The organism is Amycolatopsis sp. NPDC059235 (assembly GCF_042754125.1).
Classification (GTDB): Bacteria; Actinomycetota; Actinomycetes; order Mycobacteriales; family Pseudonocardiaceae; genus Amycolatopsis; species Amycolatopsis albidoflava.
The window spans coordinates 1-17,239 of record NZ_JBHZAG010000113.1 but is presented as its reverse complement, the minus strand read 5'-3'; the positions used below and the strand labels follow the sequence as shown (position 1 = coordinate 17,239).

The 17,239-nt window shown below is 70.2% G+C and carries 16 protein-coding genes; 8 read left to right on the top strand and 8 right to left on the bottom strand.

Going from position 1 to position 17,239, the window contains the following annotated elements; all coding sequences use genetic code 11:
* Positions 1 to 79: 79 nt before the first annotated feature.
* On the bottom strand, positions 80 to 289 hold the full coding sequence (locus ACFXI3_RS41930; protein ID WP_344272636.1) for an MbtH family NRPS accessory protein: 210 nt from the start codon (positions 287 to 289) through the stop codon (positions 80 to 82).
* A 151-nt stretch (positions 290 to 440) separates the two neighbouring features.
* On the opposite strand from ACFXI3_RS41930, the gene ACFXI3_RS41925 reads away from it, so the two are divergent.
* The gene (locus ACFXI3_RS41925; protein WP_378407352.1) at positions 441 to 3,539 is read left to right on the top strand and encodes an amino acid adenylation domain-containing protein; all 3,099 of its coding nucleotides are present in this window, start codon (positions 441 to 443) and stop codon (positions 3,537 to 3,539) included.
* Between the two features lie 215 nt (positions 3,540 to 3,754).
* Here ACFXI3_RS41925 and ACFXI3_RS41920 read toward each other — a convergent pair whose 3' ends face one another.
* The 5 genes from ACFXI3_RS41920 to ACFXI3_RS41900 all read right to left on the bottom strand — a co-directional run bounded on the left by ACFXI3_RS41920 (position 3,755) and on the right by ACFXI3_RS41900 (position 7,556).
* Positions 3,755 to 5,578 carry an amino acid adenylation domain-containing protein gene (locus tag ACFXI3_RS41920; protein WP_378407350.1) on the bottom strand — a complete coding sequence of 608 codons (1,824 nt, stop codon included), beginning with the start codon at positions 5,576 to 5,578 and terminating at the stop codon, positions 3,755 to 3,757.
* Positions 5,579 to 5,671: 93 nt separating this feature from the next.
* The gene (locus ACFXI3_RS41915; RefSeq protein ID WP_378407348.1) at positions 5,672 to 6,319 is read right to left on the bottom strand and encodes a hypothetical protein; all 648 of its coding nucleotides are present in this window, start codon (positions 6,317 to 6,319) and stop codon (positions 5,672 to 5,674) included.
* A 46-nt stretch (positions 6,320 to 6,365) separates the two neighbouring features.
* Positions 6,366 to 6,575 carry a hypothetical protein gene (locus ACFXI3_RS41910; RefSeq protein WP_378407346.1) on the bottom strand — a complete coding sequence of 70 codons (210 nt, stop codon included), beginning with the start codon at positions 6,573 to 6,575 and terminating at the stop codon, positions 6,366 to 6,368.
* A 5-nt stretch (positions 6,576 to 6,580) separates the two neighbouring features.
* Positions 6,581 to 6,748, bottom strand: coding sequence for a hypothetical protein (locus ACFXI3_RS41905; protein WP_378407344.1), 168 nt, complete (start codon positions 6,746 to 6,748; stop codon positions 6,581 to 6,583).
* Between the two features lie 196 nt (positions 6,749 to 6,944).
* Positions 6,945 to 7,556 (bottom strand): TetR/AcrR family transcriptional regulator, encoded by a 612-nt coding sequence (locus tag ACFXI3_RS41900; RefSeq protein ID WP_378407342.1) that lies wholly within the window; start codon positions 7,554 to 7,556, stop codon positions 6,945 to 6,947.
* Between the two features lie 41 nt (positions 7,557 to 7,597).
* Here ACFXI3_RS41900 and ACFXI3_RS41895 point away from each other — a divergent pair, with 41 nt between their 5' ends.
* The 6 genes from ACFXI3_RS41895 (at position 7,598) to ACFXI3_RS41870 (ending at position 13,989) form a co-directional block, all read left to right on the top strand.
* A complete protein-coding gene (locus ACFXI3_RS41895) occupies positions 7,598 to 8,431 on the top strand; it encodes an aldo/keto reductase (protein ID WP_378407340.1) in 834 nt (277 codons plus the stop codon).
* Positions 8,432 to 8,433: 2 nt separating this feature from the next.
* Positions 8,434 to 8,757 carry a multidrug efflux SMR transporter gene (locus ACFXI3_RS41890; RefSeq protein ID WP_344272615.1) on the top strand — a complete coding sequence of 108 codons (324 nt, stop codon included), beginning with the start codon at positions 8,434 to 8,436 and terminating at the stop codon, positions 8,755 to 8,757.
* Between the two features lie 399 nt (positions 8,758 to 9,156).
* The gene (locus ACFXI3_RS41885) at positions 9,157 to 10,008 is read left to right on the top strand and encodes a geranyl diphosphate 2-C-methyltransferase (RefSeq protein ID WP_378407338.1); all 852 of its coding nucleotides are present in this window, start codon (positions 9,157 to 9,159) and stop codon (positions 10,006 to 10,008) included.
* A 14-nt stretch (positions 10,009 to 10,022) separates the two neighbouring features.
* Positions 10,023 to 11,132 (top strand): family 2 encapsulin nanocompartment cargo protein terpene cyclase, encoded by a 1,110-nt coding sequence (locus tag ACFXI3_RS41880; RefSeq protein ID WP_378407336.1) that lies wholly within the window; start codon positions 10,023 to 10,025, stop codon positions 11,130 to 11,132.
* A 50-nt stretch (positions 11,133 to 11,182) separates the two neighbouring features.
* The gene (locus ACFXI3_RS41875; RefSeq protein ID WP_378407334.1) at positions 11,183 to 12,598 is read left to right on the top strand and encodes a family 2B encapsulin nanocompartment shell protein; all 1,416 of its coding nucleotides are present in this window, start codon (positions 11,183 to 11,185) and stop codon (positions 12,596 to 12,598) included.
* Positions 12,595 to 13,989 carry a family 2B encapsulin nanocompartment shell protein gene (locus ACFXI3_RS41870; protein ID WP_378407358.1) on the top strand — a complete coding sequence of 465 codons (1,395 nt, stop codon included), beginning with the start codon at positions 12,595 to 12,597 and terminating at the stop codon, positions 13,987 to 13,989. The genes ACFXI3_RS41875 and ACFXI3_RS41870 overlap by 4 nt, the downstream gene beginning before the upstream one ends.
* A 362-nt stretch (positions 13,990 to 14,351) precedes the next feature.
* Here the strand turns inward: ACFXI3_RS41870 and ACFXI3_RS41865 are convergent, their stop codons facing one another.
* Together ACFXI3_RS41865 and ACFXI3_RS41860 are read right to left on the bottom strand one after the other, a co-directional pair.
* Positions 14,352 to 14,888 carry a snapalysin family zinc-dependent metalloprotease gene (locus ACFXI3_RS41865; RefSeq protein ID WP_344272601.1) on the bottom strand — a complete coding sequence of 179 codons (537 nt, stop codon included), beginning with the start codon at positions 14,886 to 14,888 and terminating at the stop codon, positions 14,352 to 14,354.
* 38 nt (positions 14,889 to 14,926) lie between these two features.
* A complete protein-coding gene (locus ACFXI3_RS41860) occupies positions 14,927 to 15,622 on the bottom strand; it encodes a trypsin-like serine protease (RefSeq protein WP_344272598.1) in 696 nt (231 codons plus the stop codon).
* Between the two features lie 459 nt (positions 15,623 to 16,081).
* Here ACFXI3_RS41860 and ACFXI3_RS41855 point away from each other — a divergent pair, with 459 nt between their 5' ends.
* Positions 16,082 to 17,152, top strand: a complete 1,071-nt coding sequence (locus ACFXI3_RS41855) for a S1 family peptidase (RefSeq protein WP_378407332.1) — start codon at positions 16,082 to 16,084, stop codon at positions 17,150 to 17,152.
* Positions 17,153 to 17,239: the final 87 nt, after the last annotated feature.

Genomic DNA, 17,239 nt, shown 5'->3' with positions numbered 1-17,239 from the left:
GGTCAGCGAACGTCCGTGAGGGGAACCTTCACGGACTCTGAGTCCCTCAGGGTTCCCTTCACGGACACGGCGGGCGAGGCTAGGCCGAAGCGTCCGCGCGCATCCGCTCGCGCAGGCTTTTCGGGCGCATGTCGGTCCACACCTCGTCGATGTGGTCGAGGCACTCCTGCTTCGGGCCGCGCTTCCCCTCGTACCGCCAGCCCGCCGGCAGCTCGCGGTCGACCAGCCAGATCGAGTACTGCTCCTCGTCGTTGAGCACGACGCCGTAGGTGCGTTCGTCCTCGCTCATCCGGTCCTCCTCGTCCTCGCGCCGGGCACACCCGTCCCGTCGCGAGCCGAGCCTCCCCGCGCACACGGCGGCGCGACAGAGAAGAACGCGCAGCAACGCGCGCACCGTCCCGGCTCTAGGCCCGCCGACGAAGAACAGCCACCCTGTCGCCATGACCATGCCCGGCGACCTGCCGCTGTCCTTCTCGCAGGAAAGACTGTGGTTCCTCGACGCGTTGCGGCCCGGCGGAACCGAGTACCTCCTCCCGCTGACGCTCCGGGTGCGCGGCAAGCTGGACGTCGCCGCGTTGGGCCGTTCGCTCGACGCGTTCGTCGCCCGGCACGAGGTGCTGCGGACGCGGTATCGCAGCCGCGAGGGCGTGCCGGTCCAGGTGGTCGGGAAGCCGCAGCCGGTTCCGCTGCCGATCGAAGGCGTCACGGAAAGCGAACTGGACACCATCGTCGCGGCCGAGCTGACCGTGCCCTTCGACCTCGCCACCGACCTGCCGCTGCGTGCCCGGCTGCTCCGCCTCGACGCGCGCGAGCACGTGCTGCTGGTCGTCGTGCACCACATCGCCTTCGACGGCGCGTCCTGGGACGTCTTCGCCGCCGAACTCGCCGAGCTTTACCGCGCGTTCCACACCGGAACCCTGCCCGGCCTGCCCGCGTTGCCGGTCCAGTACGCCGATTTCGCGCTCTGGCAACGGGAAGACGCCGCCACCCGGCTCGCGGGCCAGCTCGCCTACTGGCGCGAACGGCTCGCCGGGCTGGCCCCGCTGGAGCTGCCCGCCGACCGCCCCCGCGGGCCGGTGTGGGATCCGGCCGGGGCCGCCGTCCGGATCGAGGTCCCCGCCGCGCTCGCGGAACGGCTCACCGCGCTCGGCCGGTCCCGCCGGGCGACGCCGTTCATGGTCCTGCTGGCCGCCTACCAGGTCTTTCTCGCCCGGCACACCGGCGGCTCGGACATCGCCGTCGGCTGCCCGGTCGCCGGGCGCGCCCCCGCCGAGGTCGAGGGACTGGCCGGGTTCTTCGTCAACACCCTCGTGCTGCGGGCCGATCTCGGCGGCGACCCGGCCTTCACGACCTTCCTCGACCAGGTGGCCGGGACCGCGCTGGACGCCTTCGGCAACCAGGACGTCCCCTTCGACTGGCTCGTCGGCGAATTCGAACCGGACCGCGATCTGTCCCGCAATCCGCTGGTGCAAGCGTTCTTCGGCCTGCACGAGGTGCCCGGGGAGCGGTTCCGGCTGCCCGGCCTGGACGTCGAAGAGTCCGATGTGGACTGGACGGCCGCGTCGTTCGACCTCGGGCTGCAGTTCGAACACCGTCCGGACGGTTCGCTGACCGGGACCCTCACCTACCCGACCGCCCTGTTCGCACCCGCCACCGCGCACCGGCTGGCCGCCCGCTTCCAGTGCCTGCTGGAAAGCGTCGCCGACAATCCGGCGCGGCGCCTGAGCGAACTGCGCCTGACTCCGGACGCGGAACTGGCTCTGCTCTCCGACTGGGGTTCGGCACCCGGCGACGAGGTGTCGCCAGGCTGTTTCCCCGAACTGTTCGCCCAGCGAGCGGCCGAAACCCCGGACCGCCTCGCCGTGCATTGCGGCGGCCAGGAACTGACCTTCGCCCAGCTCGACGCGGCGGCCAACCGCCTCGCCCGATACCTCCGCACCAGAGGGCTCGGCCCGGAATCGACGGTCGGCGTCTGCCTCGAACGAAGCATCGACGCGGTCATAGCGCTGGTCGGCGTCCTGAAATCCGGCGCGGCGTACGTCCCGTTCGACCCGGCCAACCCGCCCGAGCGGCTCGCCTACCTCGTCGAGGACGCCCGCACCGCCACCGTAGTCACCGAGGAACGCTACGCAGGGCTGTTCGGAGGCTGCCCAGTCGTTACCCTCGACGACACCGCTGAGACCTCTTCGGACAGTCCTACTTGGACAGTAGCACCGGATCATCTCGCTTATGTCATCTACACTTCCGGCTCGACCGGACGTCCGAAAGGCGTCCAGATCGAGCACGGTTCGTACGCCGAACACGCGCAGATCATCGCCCGCGAGTACGGAATCACCGCGGCCGACCGGGTGCTCTCGCTCGCCTCGCTGGCCTTCGACGGCTCGCTCGAGCAGATCGGCGCGCCGCTGCTGGCGGGCGCGTCGGTGGTGCTGAGCGATCCGCTGTTCTGGGAGCCGGAGGAGCTCGCCGACCAGCTCGGCCGGCACCGGATCACCAGCGTCAACCTGACCCCGGCTTACTATCGCGAGCTGCTCGGCGTGCTCGCTCCGCGCGATCCGCGAGTCGCTCACCTGAACATGGTGAACGTCGGCGCGGACGTCGTGACCACCGAGGACGCCCGACGCTGGCGCGAACTGCGATTGCCCGGCCGTTTCGTCGCCTGTTACGGCCCGACCGAGGCGACGATCTCCAGCATGCTGCAGTGGGCCGACGACGCCGACCTCGACGCCGCCAGCCTGCCGATCGGCCGCCCGGTGGCCGCGACCAGCGTGCGCGTCCTCGACTCCGCCGGGCAGCCGACACCGGTCGGCGTGCCCGGCGAACTGCACCTCGGCGGCCTCCGCGTAGCCCGCGGCTACCTCCGCCGCCCCGGACTCACCGCGGACAAGTTCGTGCCCGACCCGCACTCGCCCGGCGCCCGGCTGTACCGCACCGGCGACCTCGCCCGCTTCCGCCCGGACGGGACGGTGGAGTTCCTCGGCCGGCTCGACCGGCAGGTGAAGATCCGCGGTTTCCGGATCGAACTCGGCGAGATCGAAGCCGCCCTCGACGCGCATCCCGCGGTGCGCGCCGCAGCCGTGGTGGTGAAGGACCTGCCGGAGCGGACGCTGGTCGCCTATGTTGTCGCGGCGGAGGGAGAACCGGACTTCGCCGCGCTCCGGGCGAGCCTGCGGGCGCAGCTGCCGGACTATCTGGTCCCGGCGCAGTGGGTCGCGCTGGCCGCGCTGCCGCTGACGCCGAGCAAGAAGGTGGACCGGGCGGCACTGCCGGATCCGTCGCCCGAGAGCGCCGTGCGAGCCGAGCCCGTCGCCCAGCCGTCGTCCGCGGTGGAGCACGCGCTGGCCGACATCTGGCGGGAAGTGCTGCGGGTGGAGGAAATCAGCGTGCACGACGATTTCTTCCGCATCGGCGGGCATTCCCTGCTGGCGACCCGGGTCCTGGCGCGGATTCGGAAGCAGCTCGGCGTCCGGGTCTCGCTGCGGGACCTCTTCGCCGCCCGTACCGTCGCCGAGCTGGCTACGGTCATCGAACAGGCCTGAAATCCGTTGCTCCACCGCGGCCGCGGAAGCCTTGCTCCGGCGGTTCGACGCCGTTGGCCTCAGCTTGGTGGCGGCAGCGCTCGTGGCAGCCGGAATGTGCGAACCGCTCACGCGCAGCGCGAACGAGGAGGTGCGGCGGGGAGCCGCGCGCCTCCTCGAGGAAATCAAGAGTATTAGCCCGATCCTCCTCGCGATGGATCCCTGAGGGGCGTCACTCAGCCCAGCGCGTGCTCAACGTCCACATCGGACAATGCCGCCACATACTCCGCCACCGCCCGATGCACCTCCCCGGCCAGCAGCTCCACCGTCGACGCCTCGAACACCGTGCTCACCGGCAGCTCCACCGGGAAACGCTCCCCCAGCAACGCCACCACCCGGGTCGCCAGCAGCGAATGCCCGCCAAGGTCGGCGAAGAAATCGTCGTGGACGCCGACGCGCGGCAGGTCCAGCAATTCCCGCCACACCTCGGCGACGGCCTCCTCGACCGGCGTCCGCGGCGCGACGAACTCCGCCGCCGGCCCGGCCTCCTCCGGCTCCGGCAACGCGGCGCGATCGACCTTGCCGTTGGGCGTGATCGGCAGTTCGTCGAGCCAGGACCACAGCGAGGGCACCAAATGCGCGGGCAACCGGGCGAGCAGGAATTCCCGCAGTTCAGCCGCCGCGGGCCGCTCAGCGACCACGTGCGCCGCAAGAACCCGGTCGCCGCCGTCGCGTTCATAGGGCACCACTACGGCCGATCGCACGAGCGGATGCGCCGTGAGCACTGCCTCCACCTCGCCCGGCTCGACTCGGAAGCCGCGGATCTTGACCTGCTGATCAAGGCGTCCGAAGAAGGCGAACGTCCCGTCCGGCCGGAGCGCGACCTCGTCGCCGGTGCGGTAAAGACGCCCGCCACCGCCAGCAGGGTCGGGAACGAACCGCTCGGCAGTAAGCGCGGGGCGACGGAAGTAGCCGCGCGCGACACCGGGACCGCCGAGCAGCAATTCCCCGCGCTCGCCCGGCTCGACCGGCACCCCGTCGGCATCGGCGACGAAGGCGTGCGTATTGGCGATGGGCTTGCCGATCGGGATCGGCCCGGCGGTGTCGGCGACCGTCATTCCCCGGTGCACGCAAGCGAAAGTGGTGCACTCCGTCGGGCCGTAGCCGTTGCTCATCTCGGCCCCGAGTTCTTCGATCACCCGCCGCGCCTGCACCGGCGGCACGACGTCGCCGCCCGCGATCACGTGCCGCACCCCGGCGAGCGCGGTCACCCGGTCGTCGACGACGTGCCCGAACAGCCCGGAACTGAGCCACACCGTCGTGACCCCGAACCGGCGCACCGCCTCCTCCACCGTCGCCGCCGTCGGCACCCCCGGAGGCAATACCGCGAGCGCCGCGCCGGTGGCGAGCGCGCCCCACAACTCGAACGTCGAGACGTCGAAACACAGCGACGTCAGCAGCAGAAACACTTCTCCCGCACCGAAATCGGCGAATCCGGAACCGTGCACCAGCCGGACCACCCCGCGATGCGTCACCTGCACGCCCTTCGGCAGGCCGGTGGAGCCGGAGGTGTACATCTGATAGATCAGGTTGTCCGGCACCGCGTTCACGACCGGCGGAGTGCTCGGCCATTCGCTGAGGTCGGCTTCGTCGGCGAGAACGACCGTCGGCGCGGCCTGGACCCGGTCCGCCAGCGCCCGTTCGGCGACCGCGACCGTCGCGCCGGAGTCGCCGAGCATGAACGCGAGCCGCTCGGGCGGATAACCCGGGTCGAGCGGGACGTAATAGCCGCCTGCCTTGAGAATTCCGAGCATCGCGACCAGCAGCGTCGTCCCGCGCTCCAGACACAGCGCGACCGGCGTCTCCGGCCCGATTCCCCGCGCTCGCAACAGATGCGCGAACCGGTTGGCGCGGCGGTCCAGCTCGCCGTAGTCGAGCCGCTCGTCGCCGTACCGCACGGCGGTGGCATCCGGTGCCTCGGCGGCGTAGCGGGCGAACAGCTCGTGCACGCACAGGTCGGGCAACGGCACGTCCGCGCCGCGTTCAGGGTGCATGGTCATGAAGGCGTCCTCCCGCGTCGAACGGTTCCGACTGGAGCATGACCAGGGCCGCGGACCGGAGCCAGAGACGAACGAGCAGACATCCCCGCAGAGTCAGCGGCGCGCCCTGGGCAGCGGCCTCCGGTACCCGAGCCACGCGCTCGACCCGAACAATCCGGCCAGCAGCGCCGCCGACGCCCCCAGCCAGCCCAGATCGACCGGCAGCGCGTCCGGATCCAGCTCGTCCGCGCGATGCGTCGCCACGATGCCCGCCCGGTCTTCGACCACGTCGACCGTCTCGCCCGCCTTCATCCGCGACTTCACCGACAGCTCCTCGGCCAGCAGCGTGCCGTCCGGCCGGTTGACGCGCGCGGAGCAGGCGGTGCCGCCCTTGACGTGGTGGCATTCGGAGGACACCGCGACCGCGCGGTACCGATCGCCGTCCGCCGCGAGGTAGCCGACCGCGGTCACCCCGACGCAGACCAGGTAGAACGCGGTCAGCAGGAAGCCGCCGACGAGGAACCAGCCGCGGCCGGAGAACATGAACACCGCCGACGTCGCCAGTGCGGCGAGCAGAAGCCCGAAGAGCAGGCCCGCCGCGGACGCCACCGTGCTGGCGCTGACGAACCCCACCGCCGCCGCGCCGCCGAGCACCATCACGACGAGCCAGCACAACCCGGCACGCAGCGCGACGACCCGACCGCTCGCCGGAGTCGTCTTCCGCGCGGAATCCCTTGCCGCAGTGGGCTTTCTGGTGGACACGCCGGAATGATGACACGGCGGGCCCGCCGCTGTACCCGATTGCGGATTACCGGCGGGCGTGATGCCCCTCGGCCGGAGCCCGGAAGAACGCCCGCGCCGGCGCCAGCAGCCCGGCCAGCGACAGCACGACGAACACGATCTGGTGCACGTGATCGGTGCCCGGCGGCAGCCGGAAGATCAAGTGCGCGAGCCAGAACACCGGGTAGAACCACAGCGCGAACCACGCCCACCGCTCGCCCGCGCGGAACGGGATCACCGCGGTCAGCCCGCCGAACAGCCCGAGCCCGGCGGTGGCGAGCGCGTCGGTGCGGTAGAGCGCGCGTCCCCGGCGGGCGGCGCGACGAGGACCACGATCCCGAACGCGAGGATGCCCGCGCTGACCACCGCGAGGCAGATCCAGCCGATCCGCATCAGCGTGCCGCTGTTCATCCGGCGAATTTACTCCGCTTCCGGCGATTCCGGGCTGTTCAGCCGGTGCTCCGCCGGGGGGACACGGTCGGGATGGGCAAACCGGGGTTCAACTGGCCTCCAGCCCGAGCATCGCCGCCAGCACGGCACAACCAACCAATCCGCCACCTCACGCCCGGTTCGCTCAGCCGCCGAGCTCACCCCGACCGAAGCACCCTCACTCCGACGGCAACGCATAAGCCAGCCGATGCAGCGCTTTCTTCACCGCCGCAACCGACATTCCCCGCTCATGCCGCTGATTCTGGTACAGATCGGGCGCCAGCGGAGCCAGCAGCACGTCCGGCAGCGCCTCGTCCCGCAGCCCGGCCTCCCGCACCTGCGCGGCCACGAAAACCCGCCAGAACCCGTACGCACCGGTCTGATACCGCCGGGCCCCCGTCTCCGCGCCCAGCGCCAGCGGCAAATGCCGCTCCAGCAAATCGATCATCGCGTCGTAAAACGCCACCAGCCGTTCCCGCGGCGAGGCGCCCGGCCCGAGCGGCGGCGGTCCGGACAGCATCGCCTCCTGCAACCGGCGCTCGTGTTCGTCCAGCAGCGCGACTGCCACCGCGGCGACGCTGTCGTAGCGCCGGTAGAGCGTGCCCCGGCCGACTCCCGCCGCGGTCGCCAGGTCGCCCATCGTGATGTCCGGGCCTTTCGTGGCGAACAAGTCCTCGGCCGCGGCGAGGATCCGCTGCCGGTTCGCCGCGGCGTCCGCCCGCTCGCTGGGTCGCTTGCTGTTCACCCCGTCACTGTATCTGGACAACGTGTCCGGATCGAGTACAGTCATAAGTGGACACAGTGTCCACATGACTGATGGGGGGCAGACCCATGCACTCGTTCACGCTCGCCGGCCGCACCGTGGGCCGGATCGGCTACGGGACCATGCAGCTCGCCGGACCGAAAGCCCTGGGCGAACCGGCCGATCCGGAGCGCGCCAAGGCGGCCGTCCGCGCCGCGGTCGACGCGGGCATCCGGCTGATCGACACGTCCGGCTACTACGGGCCCGAGGTCGCGAACCGCCTGCTCGCCGAGGCGCTCCGGCCGTATCCGGAAGACCTGCTCATCGCCACCAAGGTCGGCGCGCGCCGCAGTCCCGACGGCGGGTTCGCCGCCGACGCCACGCCGGAAGCGGTCAACGCGGCCGTCCGGGACAACCTCAGGCAGCTTGGCGTCGATCGGCTTCCGTTGGTGCACGCCAGGTTCATGCCCGACAGCACGGTGCCGTGGGCGGACACCGTCGGCGCGCTCGCCGAACTCCGCGAGAAGGGCCTGCTCGAACACGTCGGCGTCTCGAACGTCACCCTCGACCTGCTGGACCAGGCGCGTGCGGTGACGACGATCGCGTCCGTGGAGAACGAGTACCACGTCGGGCACTCCGGCGGCCGGGACGTCCTGGACGCCGCGACCGCCGCCGGGATCCCGTACCTGGCGTTCCGCCCGCTCGGCAACGGAGCGCTCGCCAAGGAGACCTCGCCGGTGACAAGGCATGCCCGGCAGCTCGGCGTTTCGGCGGCCACGCTAGCCCTCGCCTGGCTCCTGGACTTGGCGCCGAACGTCGCCGTCATCCCGGGCACGAGCAACCCGGACCACCTCGCCGACCTCGTCGCCGCGCAGGAGCTCGCCCTGCCGTCCGACGTCCGCACCGCGCTCGACGAGGCCTGACGATGGGCTGGATCGCCGTGTTCGCGGCCGGGCTGCTCGAAATCGCCTGGGCGCACAGTATTCGCCTCACCGACGGCTTCACTAAACTCGTCCCGACGCTCGTCTGCGGCGCGCTCACCGTGCTCGTGCTCTACGTGCTGAACGTCGGCATGAAGACGGTTCCGGTCGGCACGGCGTACGCGGTGTTCGTCGGGATCGGCGCGGTCGGGACCGCAGTGGTGGGGATTTTCTGGCTCCGCGAACCGGTCAGCCTGCCGCGGATCCTCGCGCTCGCGCTGATCGTCGGCGGGGTCGTCCTGCTCCAGCTGACCTCCCGGACCGCCTGACGGCCGAGCCGGTCCCGGAGCGAGCAGCCCGGGGCCGGCTCCCCCGGAGTTCCGCGGCCCGGAACCGCTTAGGCCCATCGAGCGTCACCCGTCCGCCAGGATCGTCCACGGACCGTGGCCCGCCGTCATCCTCCCGTGTCCGCGGCGGCATCGTTCGTGCCCCGGCGACCGGCGCGCGAACACCCCGCAGGGGTGGCTTCCTAGGCCAGAAGAGGCACGCGAAACGGCTCCCGCCAGCCCGCGAGTGAATTCCCGCTAATCGTCTTGTCCGGGGAAAAGAATCCTCGCTAGCCTCGGACGCAGAGGGAGAAAAGCCGACCGCGCCTGCCAGCCCGGACGCGCGCCGGCGCAGTTCACCGCGTGCCGACCGGAAATTGCGGTCCGAAAAGGGAGTACATGATGACGTCTGTTGCCCGTCCGGTTGCCCGCACCGCGTATCAGCAGTCGGTCGCCGACTACTGGAATGCCGAAAAGGATCCGGTCAACCTGCGCCTCGGCGACGTCGACGGGCTTTACCACCACCACTACGGCATCGGCGACTACGACCCGTCCGTTCTGGACGGACGCGGGGAAGAGCGCGACAAGGCGATCATCGCCGAAATGCACCGGCTGGAGACCGCGCAGTCGCAGTTCCTGTTGCGGCACCTCGGGGACATCGGGCCCGCGGCCCGACTGCTCGACGCCGGCTGCGGGCGGGGCGGCACCAGCGTGCAGGCGCACCAGCGGTTCGGCTGCCGGGTGGACGGGATCTCCATTTCCGAGCAGCAGGTCGAATTCGCCAATGAACAGGCCCGGCTGCGCGGAATAGACGGGGCGGTGCAATACCATCTCCGGAACATGCTCGACACCGGATTCGAAAGCGGCGATTTCGCCGGGATCTGGAACAACGAAAGCACGATGTACGTCGATCTGCACGACCTCTTCGCCGAACACGCGCGGCAGCTCGCCCCGGGCGGCCGATTCGTCACCATCACCGGCTGCTACAACGACCTGACCGGCGGGCGTTCGCGCGCGGTGAGCCAGATCGACCAGCATTACATCTGCAATATCCACGCCCGCGGCGACTATTTCAAAGCCCTGACCGCCAACGGGTTCGTCCCGATCAACGTCGTGGACCTCACCGAGGCGACGATCCCGTACTGGGAGCTGCGCGAGCAGTCGTCCGTCGCGACCGGCATCGAGGGGCCGTTCCTGACCGCCTACCGCGAGGGCAGCTTCCACTACCTGCTCATCGCCGCCGACCGCGTCTGACCGGGCGGGACGGCATGTCCGGAATCGCAGCGGTCCGCCCGGACCTCGCGTTCGCGGGCCCGCTCGGCCTCGGCACCTCGGCGGCGCGGATCGCGGAGCAGTTCGCGCCGCGGTCCGCGCCGCCGCCCGGCCAGGACCCGGCCTACGCGGAACGGGAATGGGGCGACGGCAGCGCGTCGCCGCTGTACTGCCCGTCCGTGCGGCGCGTGGACGAGCCGCTCGCCGAGGAGGTCGACCGGCGGCTCGTCGCGTGGGCGGCGGACTGCGGGTTCGAGGGCGAGGGGCTGGAACAGATCGCGCGGGCCACGCTCGGCAGGCTGGTGATGCTCGCCCATCCCGATTCCTCCGATCCCGACCGTCTCCTGATCGCCGCGCAGCTCAACGCCGTGTGGTGGGCGGCCGACGACTACTACGCCGACGACAGTTCCCTCGGCGCCTCGCCGACCGAACTGCCGCCGCGGCTGGCGCTGGTCATGGCCGCGATGGACCCGGTCGCGCCCGCGGGCGAGTTCTCCGAGCCGCTGGAGGAAGCGCTGCGGGCGGATCCGATCCGGGTCGGGTTCCGCTCCGCGGTCGACCATCTGGGCAGGCACGGTTCGCCGGTGCTGGTCCAGCGGGTGTGCTATTCGACCTTCGCGATGTTCGTCAGCTGGGGCGCCTACGCCGCGTGGCGCCACACCGGCCGCTATCCGCCGGCCTGGGAGTACCTGGCGGCGCGCCAGCACGACAGCTTCTACACCTCGATGACCCTCATCGACGCCGTCGGCGGGTACGAACTGCCCGCGCCGTTCTACTACGACCCGCGCGTGCGGGAGGCGATGATGCGCGCGGGCACCGCGACGGTCCTGGTCAACGACCTCCACTCGGTGGCCAAGGACGCCGCCGACGAGAACCCGGTCTGCAACATGGTGCTGCAGATCGCCGCCGACCGGAACTGCCCGGTCTCCGAGGCGGTCGAGACCACGGTCGCGCTGCACAACAAGATCGTGCGCGAGTTCGAGGAGGGGCACCGGGACCTGCTCTCGATCCCGTCGCCGGAACTGCAGCGCTTCCTCGCCGGCGTCCGCGACTGGATGGGCGGCGGCTTCGAATGGCACGCCACGAACCCTCGCTACCGCTCCTGACCCAGAACTCCTGAGCTAAGGCAACGTTCCCCAGACAAGGTGGTTTCGCTGTGACTGTCACCGATCCGGTCGACTCCGCGGACGTGGAAGACCGGGAACCCCTGAGCCTAGGCCGCGCGGCGGCGCGGCAACTGGCCACGACCACGAAGTCCGTCCCGCAGATGCAGGGCATCAGCTCGCGGTGGCTGCTGAAGGTGCTGCCGTGGGTCGAGGTCTCCGCGGGCACGTACCGCGTCAACCGGCGGCTCAGCTACACCGTCGGCGACGGCCGGGTCACGTTCGTGACCAGCGGCTCCGAGGTCCGCGTCATCCCGCCCGAACTCGGGGAGCTCGCGCCGCTGCGCGGATTCGACGACGAAGCGGCGCTGTCCGAACTGGCCGGGCGGTTCGAGCAGCGCGAATACCAGCCGGGCGACGTGCTGGCCGAATTCGGCAGCCGCGCCGACCAGGTGTTCCTCATCGCGCACGGCAAGATCACGAAAGCGGGCGTCGGCGCTTTCGGCGACCAGACTGTCCTCGGCACGCTGCTGAACGGCGACTACTTCGGCGAGAACGTGCTCACCAGTTCCGACGGGATCTGGGAGTTCACCGCCAAAGCGGTCACCTCCGCGACCGTGCTGACGTTGTCGCGCCAGGAATTCGAGGGCGTGCTGAACCGTTCGGAAACGCTGCGCGCGCACCTCGAAGCCTTCCTCGCGGGCGGGGAGACGGCTCGCAACGAACACGGCGAAGCCGAGATCGCCCTCTCCGCCGGCCACGACGGCGAACCGCAGCTGCCGGGCACGTTCGTCGACTACGACACCTCGCCGCGCGAGTACGAGCTGAGCGTCGCGCAGACGGTGCTGCGGGTGCACAGCCGGGTCGCGGACCTCTACAGCGAGCCGATGAACCAGACCGAGCAGCAGTTGCGGCTCACCGTCGAGGCGCTGCGGGAACGGCAAGAGCACGAGCTGGTCAACAACGCCGACTTCGGCCTGCTCAACAACGCCGACTTCGACCAGCGGGTGCCCACCCGCACCGGCCCGCCGACGCCGGACGACTTCGACGAGCTGCTCTCGCTGGTGTGGAAGGACCCGAGTTTCTTCCTCGCGCACCCGAAGACGATCGCGGCGTTCGGGCGGGAATGCAGCAAATCCGGGATCTACCCCGGCTCGGTCGACCTCGGCGGCAACCAGGTGCCCGCATGGCGCGGCGTGCCGATCCTGCCGTGCAACAAGATCCCGGTCACCGAGACCCGCACCAGCTCGGTCCTGTTGATGCGGACCGGCGAGCAGGCCCAGGGCGTCGTCGGGCTGCACCAGACCGGGCTGCCGGACGAGTACCAGCCGGGCCTCAACGTGCGGTTCATGGGCATCAGCGAGCAGGCCATCCTGTCCTACCTGGTCTCGGCCTACTACTCCGCCGCCGTCCTCGTGCCGGACGCGCTCGCCGTGCTCGAAGCCGCCGAAATCGGCCGGGAGGGCTGAGCCCGGTGCCGGTCACGGAACAGGAGCAGCAGCTCTCCCTCGGCGTCAAGGCGGCCCGCACCCTCGCCACGACCACGAAGTCGCTGCCGCAGATGCGCTCGATCACCACGCGGTGGCTGCTGTCGCAGCTGCCGTGGGTCGAGGTGCCCGGCGGCAGCTACCGGGTCAACCGGCGGCTCACCTACACCGTCGGCGACGGCAAGGTGAGCTTCTTCCAGACCGGGGCGCAAGTGCAGGTCGTCCCTCTGGAACTGACCGAGATCGAACTGCTGCGCGGCTTCGCCGACGAGGCGGCGCTCGGCGCGCTGGCCGACGCGTTCGAACAGCGCGAGTACGAGGCGGGCAGCACGCTCGTCTCGGCCGGGGACGCGCTCGACCAGCTCGTGCTCGTCGTGCACGGCAAGGTCACCCGGCACGGCTCGGGGGACTTCGGCGCGGAGATTCTTCTGGGCACCGCCACCGACGGCGACCATTTCGGCGGCGAACTCCTCGCCGGCGGCGACGCGACCTGGGGTTTCACCGCCCGCGCCGCGACGAGGGTGGTCGCGCTGGTGCTGCCCGGCGGCTCGTACGCCCGGCTCAACGGCAGGCTCGATTCCCTGCGTGCGCACGTGGCGCAGGCGGTGTCCCGGCCGCGGAAACCGCAGAACCGCAAGGGAGAGGCGAGCATCGACCTGTCCGCCGGCCACGACGGCGAACCGGTCCTCGCCGGCACCTACGTCGACTACGAGCCCTCGCCGCGCGAGTACGACTTGGCGGTGGCGCAGACGGTCCTGCGGGTGCACAACCGCGTCACCGATCTCTACAACGATCCGATGAACCAGTTCGAGCAGCAATTGCGGCTCACCGTGGAAGCATTGCGGGAACGGCAGGAACACGAGCTGATCAACAACCCGGATTTCGGCCTGCTGCACAATGCTGACCTCAAATCCCGGATCACCACCCGCACCGGTCCGCCGACGCCGGGCGATCTGGACGAACTGCTCTGCCGGCGGCGCAAAACGCGCCTGTTCCTCGCGCATCCGAGGGCGATCGCCGCCATCGGGCGGGAATGCACAAGGGTCGGCGTTTATCCCGAGCCGGTCGTGGTGGACGGGAAACGCGTCACCGCGTGGCGCGGGGTGCCGATCCTGCCGTGCGACAAAATCCCGGTCAGCGAGGCGGGTACCACCTCGGTGCTCGCGATGCGCACCGGGGAAGACGACGCGGGCGTCATCGGACTGCGGCCGAAATCCCTCGCCGACGAATACCGGCCGGGATTGAACGTGCGGTTCATGCACATCAACGACCGCGCGGTGTCGTCCTATTTGGTCAGTGCGTACCACTCCGTCGCGGTTCTCGTCCCGGACGCGCTGGGGGTTCTCGACGACGTCGAGGTCGCGCGGGGTTGAGCCTGGGTTGTGCCACGCCGATGCTCGCCGGAGGCAGTGCGCTTCCGGCGAGCATCGGTGTTTCGGGGGTAGTTGTGCTTGCCGGGCAAGCGAAGCGCGTCGGGCACCGCGTCTGGGGATTCCCGGCCACGTGGAAATCACCCGCTCCTGGGCCTGGGCTCCCCGGGCATGTTGACGCTCGCCGGAAGCAACCCGCCCCCGACGACCGTGACGTCTCAACGGAAGATCCGCTTGCCAGGCAAGCGAAGCGCGTCAGGCACCGCGCCCGGAAATCCCGACGAGCACTTCCGATCCCAGGCCCGGAGCCCCGAGCCGCGACAACGCTCGCCGGAAGCAACGCGCTCCCGGCGAGCATCGGCGTCTCAGCGGAAGATCTGCTTCTCCGGCAAGCGAACCGTCACGAACCCGTTGGCGAAGTTCTGCTCCACCTGTGCGGATTCCTGCGCGTCGGGCATCGCGTTCTTGCACGTGATTCCCGGTCCGTGCCCGGACATCAGTTCCGAGCAGGGTCCCTCGTAGTGGTCGGGCAGGCCGAGGTTGTGGCCGATCTCGTGGGCGATGATCCGGGTCGGGTCGTTGCCCTCGGCGACCTGCTGGGTGTCGATGTAGATGTCGCCGGTGCCGTGGCCGTCGGTCTGGGTGTAGGACCCGCCGCCGGTGGTTTCGTGCATGATGATGGTCGCGGCGCCGCCGCTGTTGAGGTGGACGTTGTGCACCGAGCTGTTCCAGTTCGCCGCGGCCTGGGTGGCCTCGGCCTGGTAGTCGGGCAAGCCGCTGGCGTCGTAGTACAGCTCCACCGCGTCCAGCGGCGCGGCGGCGGCCGTCCCGACTCCGGTCAGCGGCAGCACCAGCGCGGCGGCCGCGCCGGCGGCCAGCCGGCCAAAGCGTTGCAGGGTCATGGTTTTTCCTCTCCGCAAGAGGGTTTCCGGGGCAGGGTTCAGCTTCCGATCTGCTGCTGGATCCACGACATGTACTGGGCGATGCCGGTGTAGAGGGTGGTGGTGGCGCATTCGCCGCCGTTGTCGCCGGGGCCGTGGGTTTCGCCGACCAGCGTCCAGTTCCCGGTGGTGCCGACGATCGCGGGGCCGCCCGAATCGCCGTGGCACGCGGAATGCCCGTAGTCGCCGGAGATGCAGACGTCGCCCGCACCGCCGCCGCCTGCCGCGCACGCGCTGCTGTCGAGGACCTGGAGGTCGATCTGCTGCAGGGTTTGCGCCGTCTGGCAGTTGGGCCAGCTCGTGCAGCCCCAGCCGAGCAGGCGCGCGCCCGTTCCCGGCGACGGGTTGCTCTGCGCCATCGCGACCGGAGCCGACTGGGCGGGCTGGCTCAGGTGCATCATGGTGAGGTCGGTGCCCTGGTCGGTGATCACGTTGTCGATCTGGCCGACCTCGCCCGCGTTGATGTCGATCGCGCCGATCCGCGCCGTCGAGGCCTGGCCGCAGTGGTTCGCCGTGATGATCCACTGGGGCGCGACGAGGCTTCCGCCGCAGCCGTTGTCCAGCGACACCATGAACGAGTAGGTTTCGCTGGCGTCGCTGCCTCCGATGATGGCCGGCTGCGCCGCGACCGCCGGTGCGGCCACTCCGAACAGCAGGGCCGCCGCGCCCATCACCGCCAGCATTATTTTCCGCATCGCTTTCCCTTCCATAGCAACCAATCCCGCCAATCGCGGGAGAGGCAGGAGTTCGGCCGGGGATACGGCCGGGGGGGACCACTTTCGCGGGCGCCGTGCCCGCTATGGAAACCACAGAGTCCCAGGGCCGCCGGAGTCCGAACACCGTCGAAAGGAGGGATACGACCGGACGCCGAACCGTGCGCGGCGGCACGAACGTCGATTACCGGGATGAACCGAACGCGGAATAAGGCGTTCCGGTTGGGCGTCTTCGCTGTTCAACGAGCCGCTAATGGATCGGATGCGGCGAGTTCGGACTTCCGTTCAGCGGACGGCGGACGCCACTGGACAGCAAAGCCGAACGGGATTCGCGACTTTCGTGGGTATATGCGATTGCCAAGGATCCCTAAACTGCGAATTGCGCCCGCATTAGCTGACCGCGGTGCGCCATCGTCCTATTCGCAAGAAACGGAGATGTGCATGATCCCAGCACTCAGTCAAAGACACGGCGGACGCGGCGGTATCGCCTTCGCCGCGGCGGTTCTGGCCGCTGGATCAGTTTTCGCCGCCTCGGGCGTCGCGGCCGCCCAGCCCTCCGCGGCACCGCTGAACGCGAGAGCCGCGACCGCCATGTCCGCCAGCATCGCGAAGTCGCTCGGCGACCGCACCGTGGGCTCGTACTACGACCAGGCCGGTTCGCGCCTGACAGTCACCGTCACCGACCAGGCCGCCGCCGACCAGGTCCGCGCGGCCGGCGCGACGCCGAAGTTCGTGAAATACCGTGCGTCCCAACTGAAAGCCGTCACCTCGGAACTGGCCCGTACGGCCAGCGTCCCCGGCACCGCGTGGCGCGTCGACCCGCGAACCGGCCAGGTGCTCGTCACCGCCGATTCGTCGGTCACCGGAGCCAAGCTCGCGCAGGTGACCACCGCCGTGCACCGCTTCGGCGACAAGGCCCGCTTCGCCAAGACGAAGGGCAAACTGCGCCCGCTGATCAGCGGCGGCGACGCGATCTGGGGCCAGGGCCTGCGCTGCTCGCTGGGCTTCAACGTGCACACCTCCGGCGGCCAGCCCGCGATCCTGACCGCCGGACACTGCGGCGTGGCGACGAATGACTGGTGGGCGGACCAAGGCAACTCGCAGCACATCGCCAGCACGTCCGGAGCGAACTTCCCCGGCACTGACTATTCGTACGCCACCTACGACTCCGGCGTAGACGCCCCGAGCGCCGTCAACACCGGCCAGCAAATCACCGCCGCGGGCGACGCGACAGTCGGCGAGACTGTCACCCGCAGCGGCTCGACCACCGGCGTCCACGACGGCCAGGTCACCGCGCTGAACGCCACAGTGAACTACCAGGAAGGCGCAGTGAGCGGCCTGATCGACACCACCGTCTGCGCCGAACCCGGCGACAGCGGCGGCTCGCTCTTCGACGGAGCCACCGCACTGGGCCTCACCTCCGGCGGCAGCGGAGACTGCAACTCCGGCGGAGAAACCTTCTTCCAGCCAGTCCCCGCAGCCCTGAGCGCCTACGGTCTGGTCCTGCCGTAAAAGCCCCACCCCCGCTCCAGCCGTTCCGTCGGACGTGAGGGGAACCCTGAGGGACTCTGATTCCCTCAGGGTTCCCCTCACGTACTT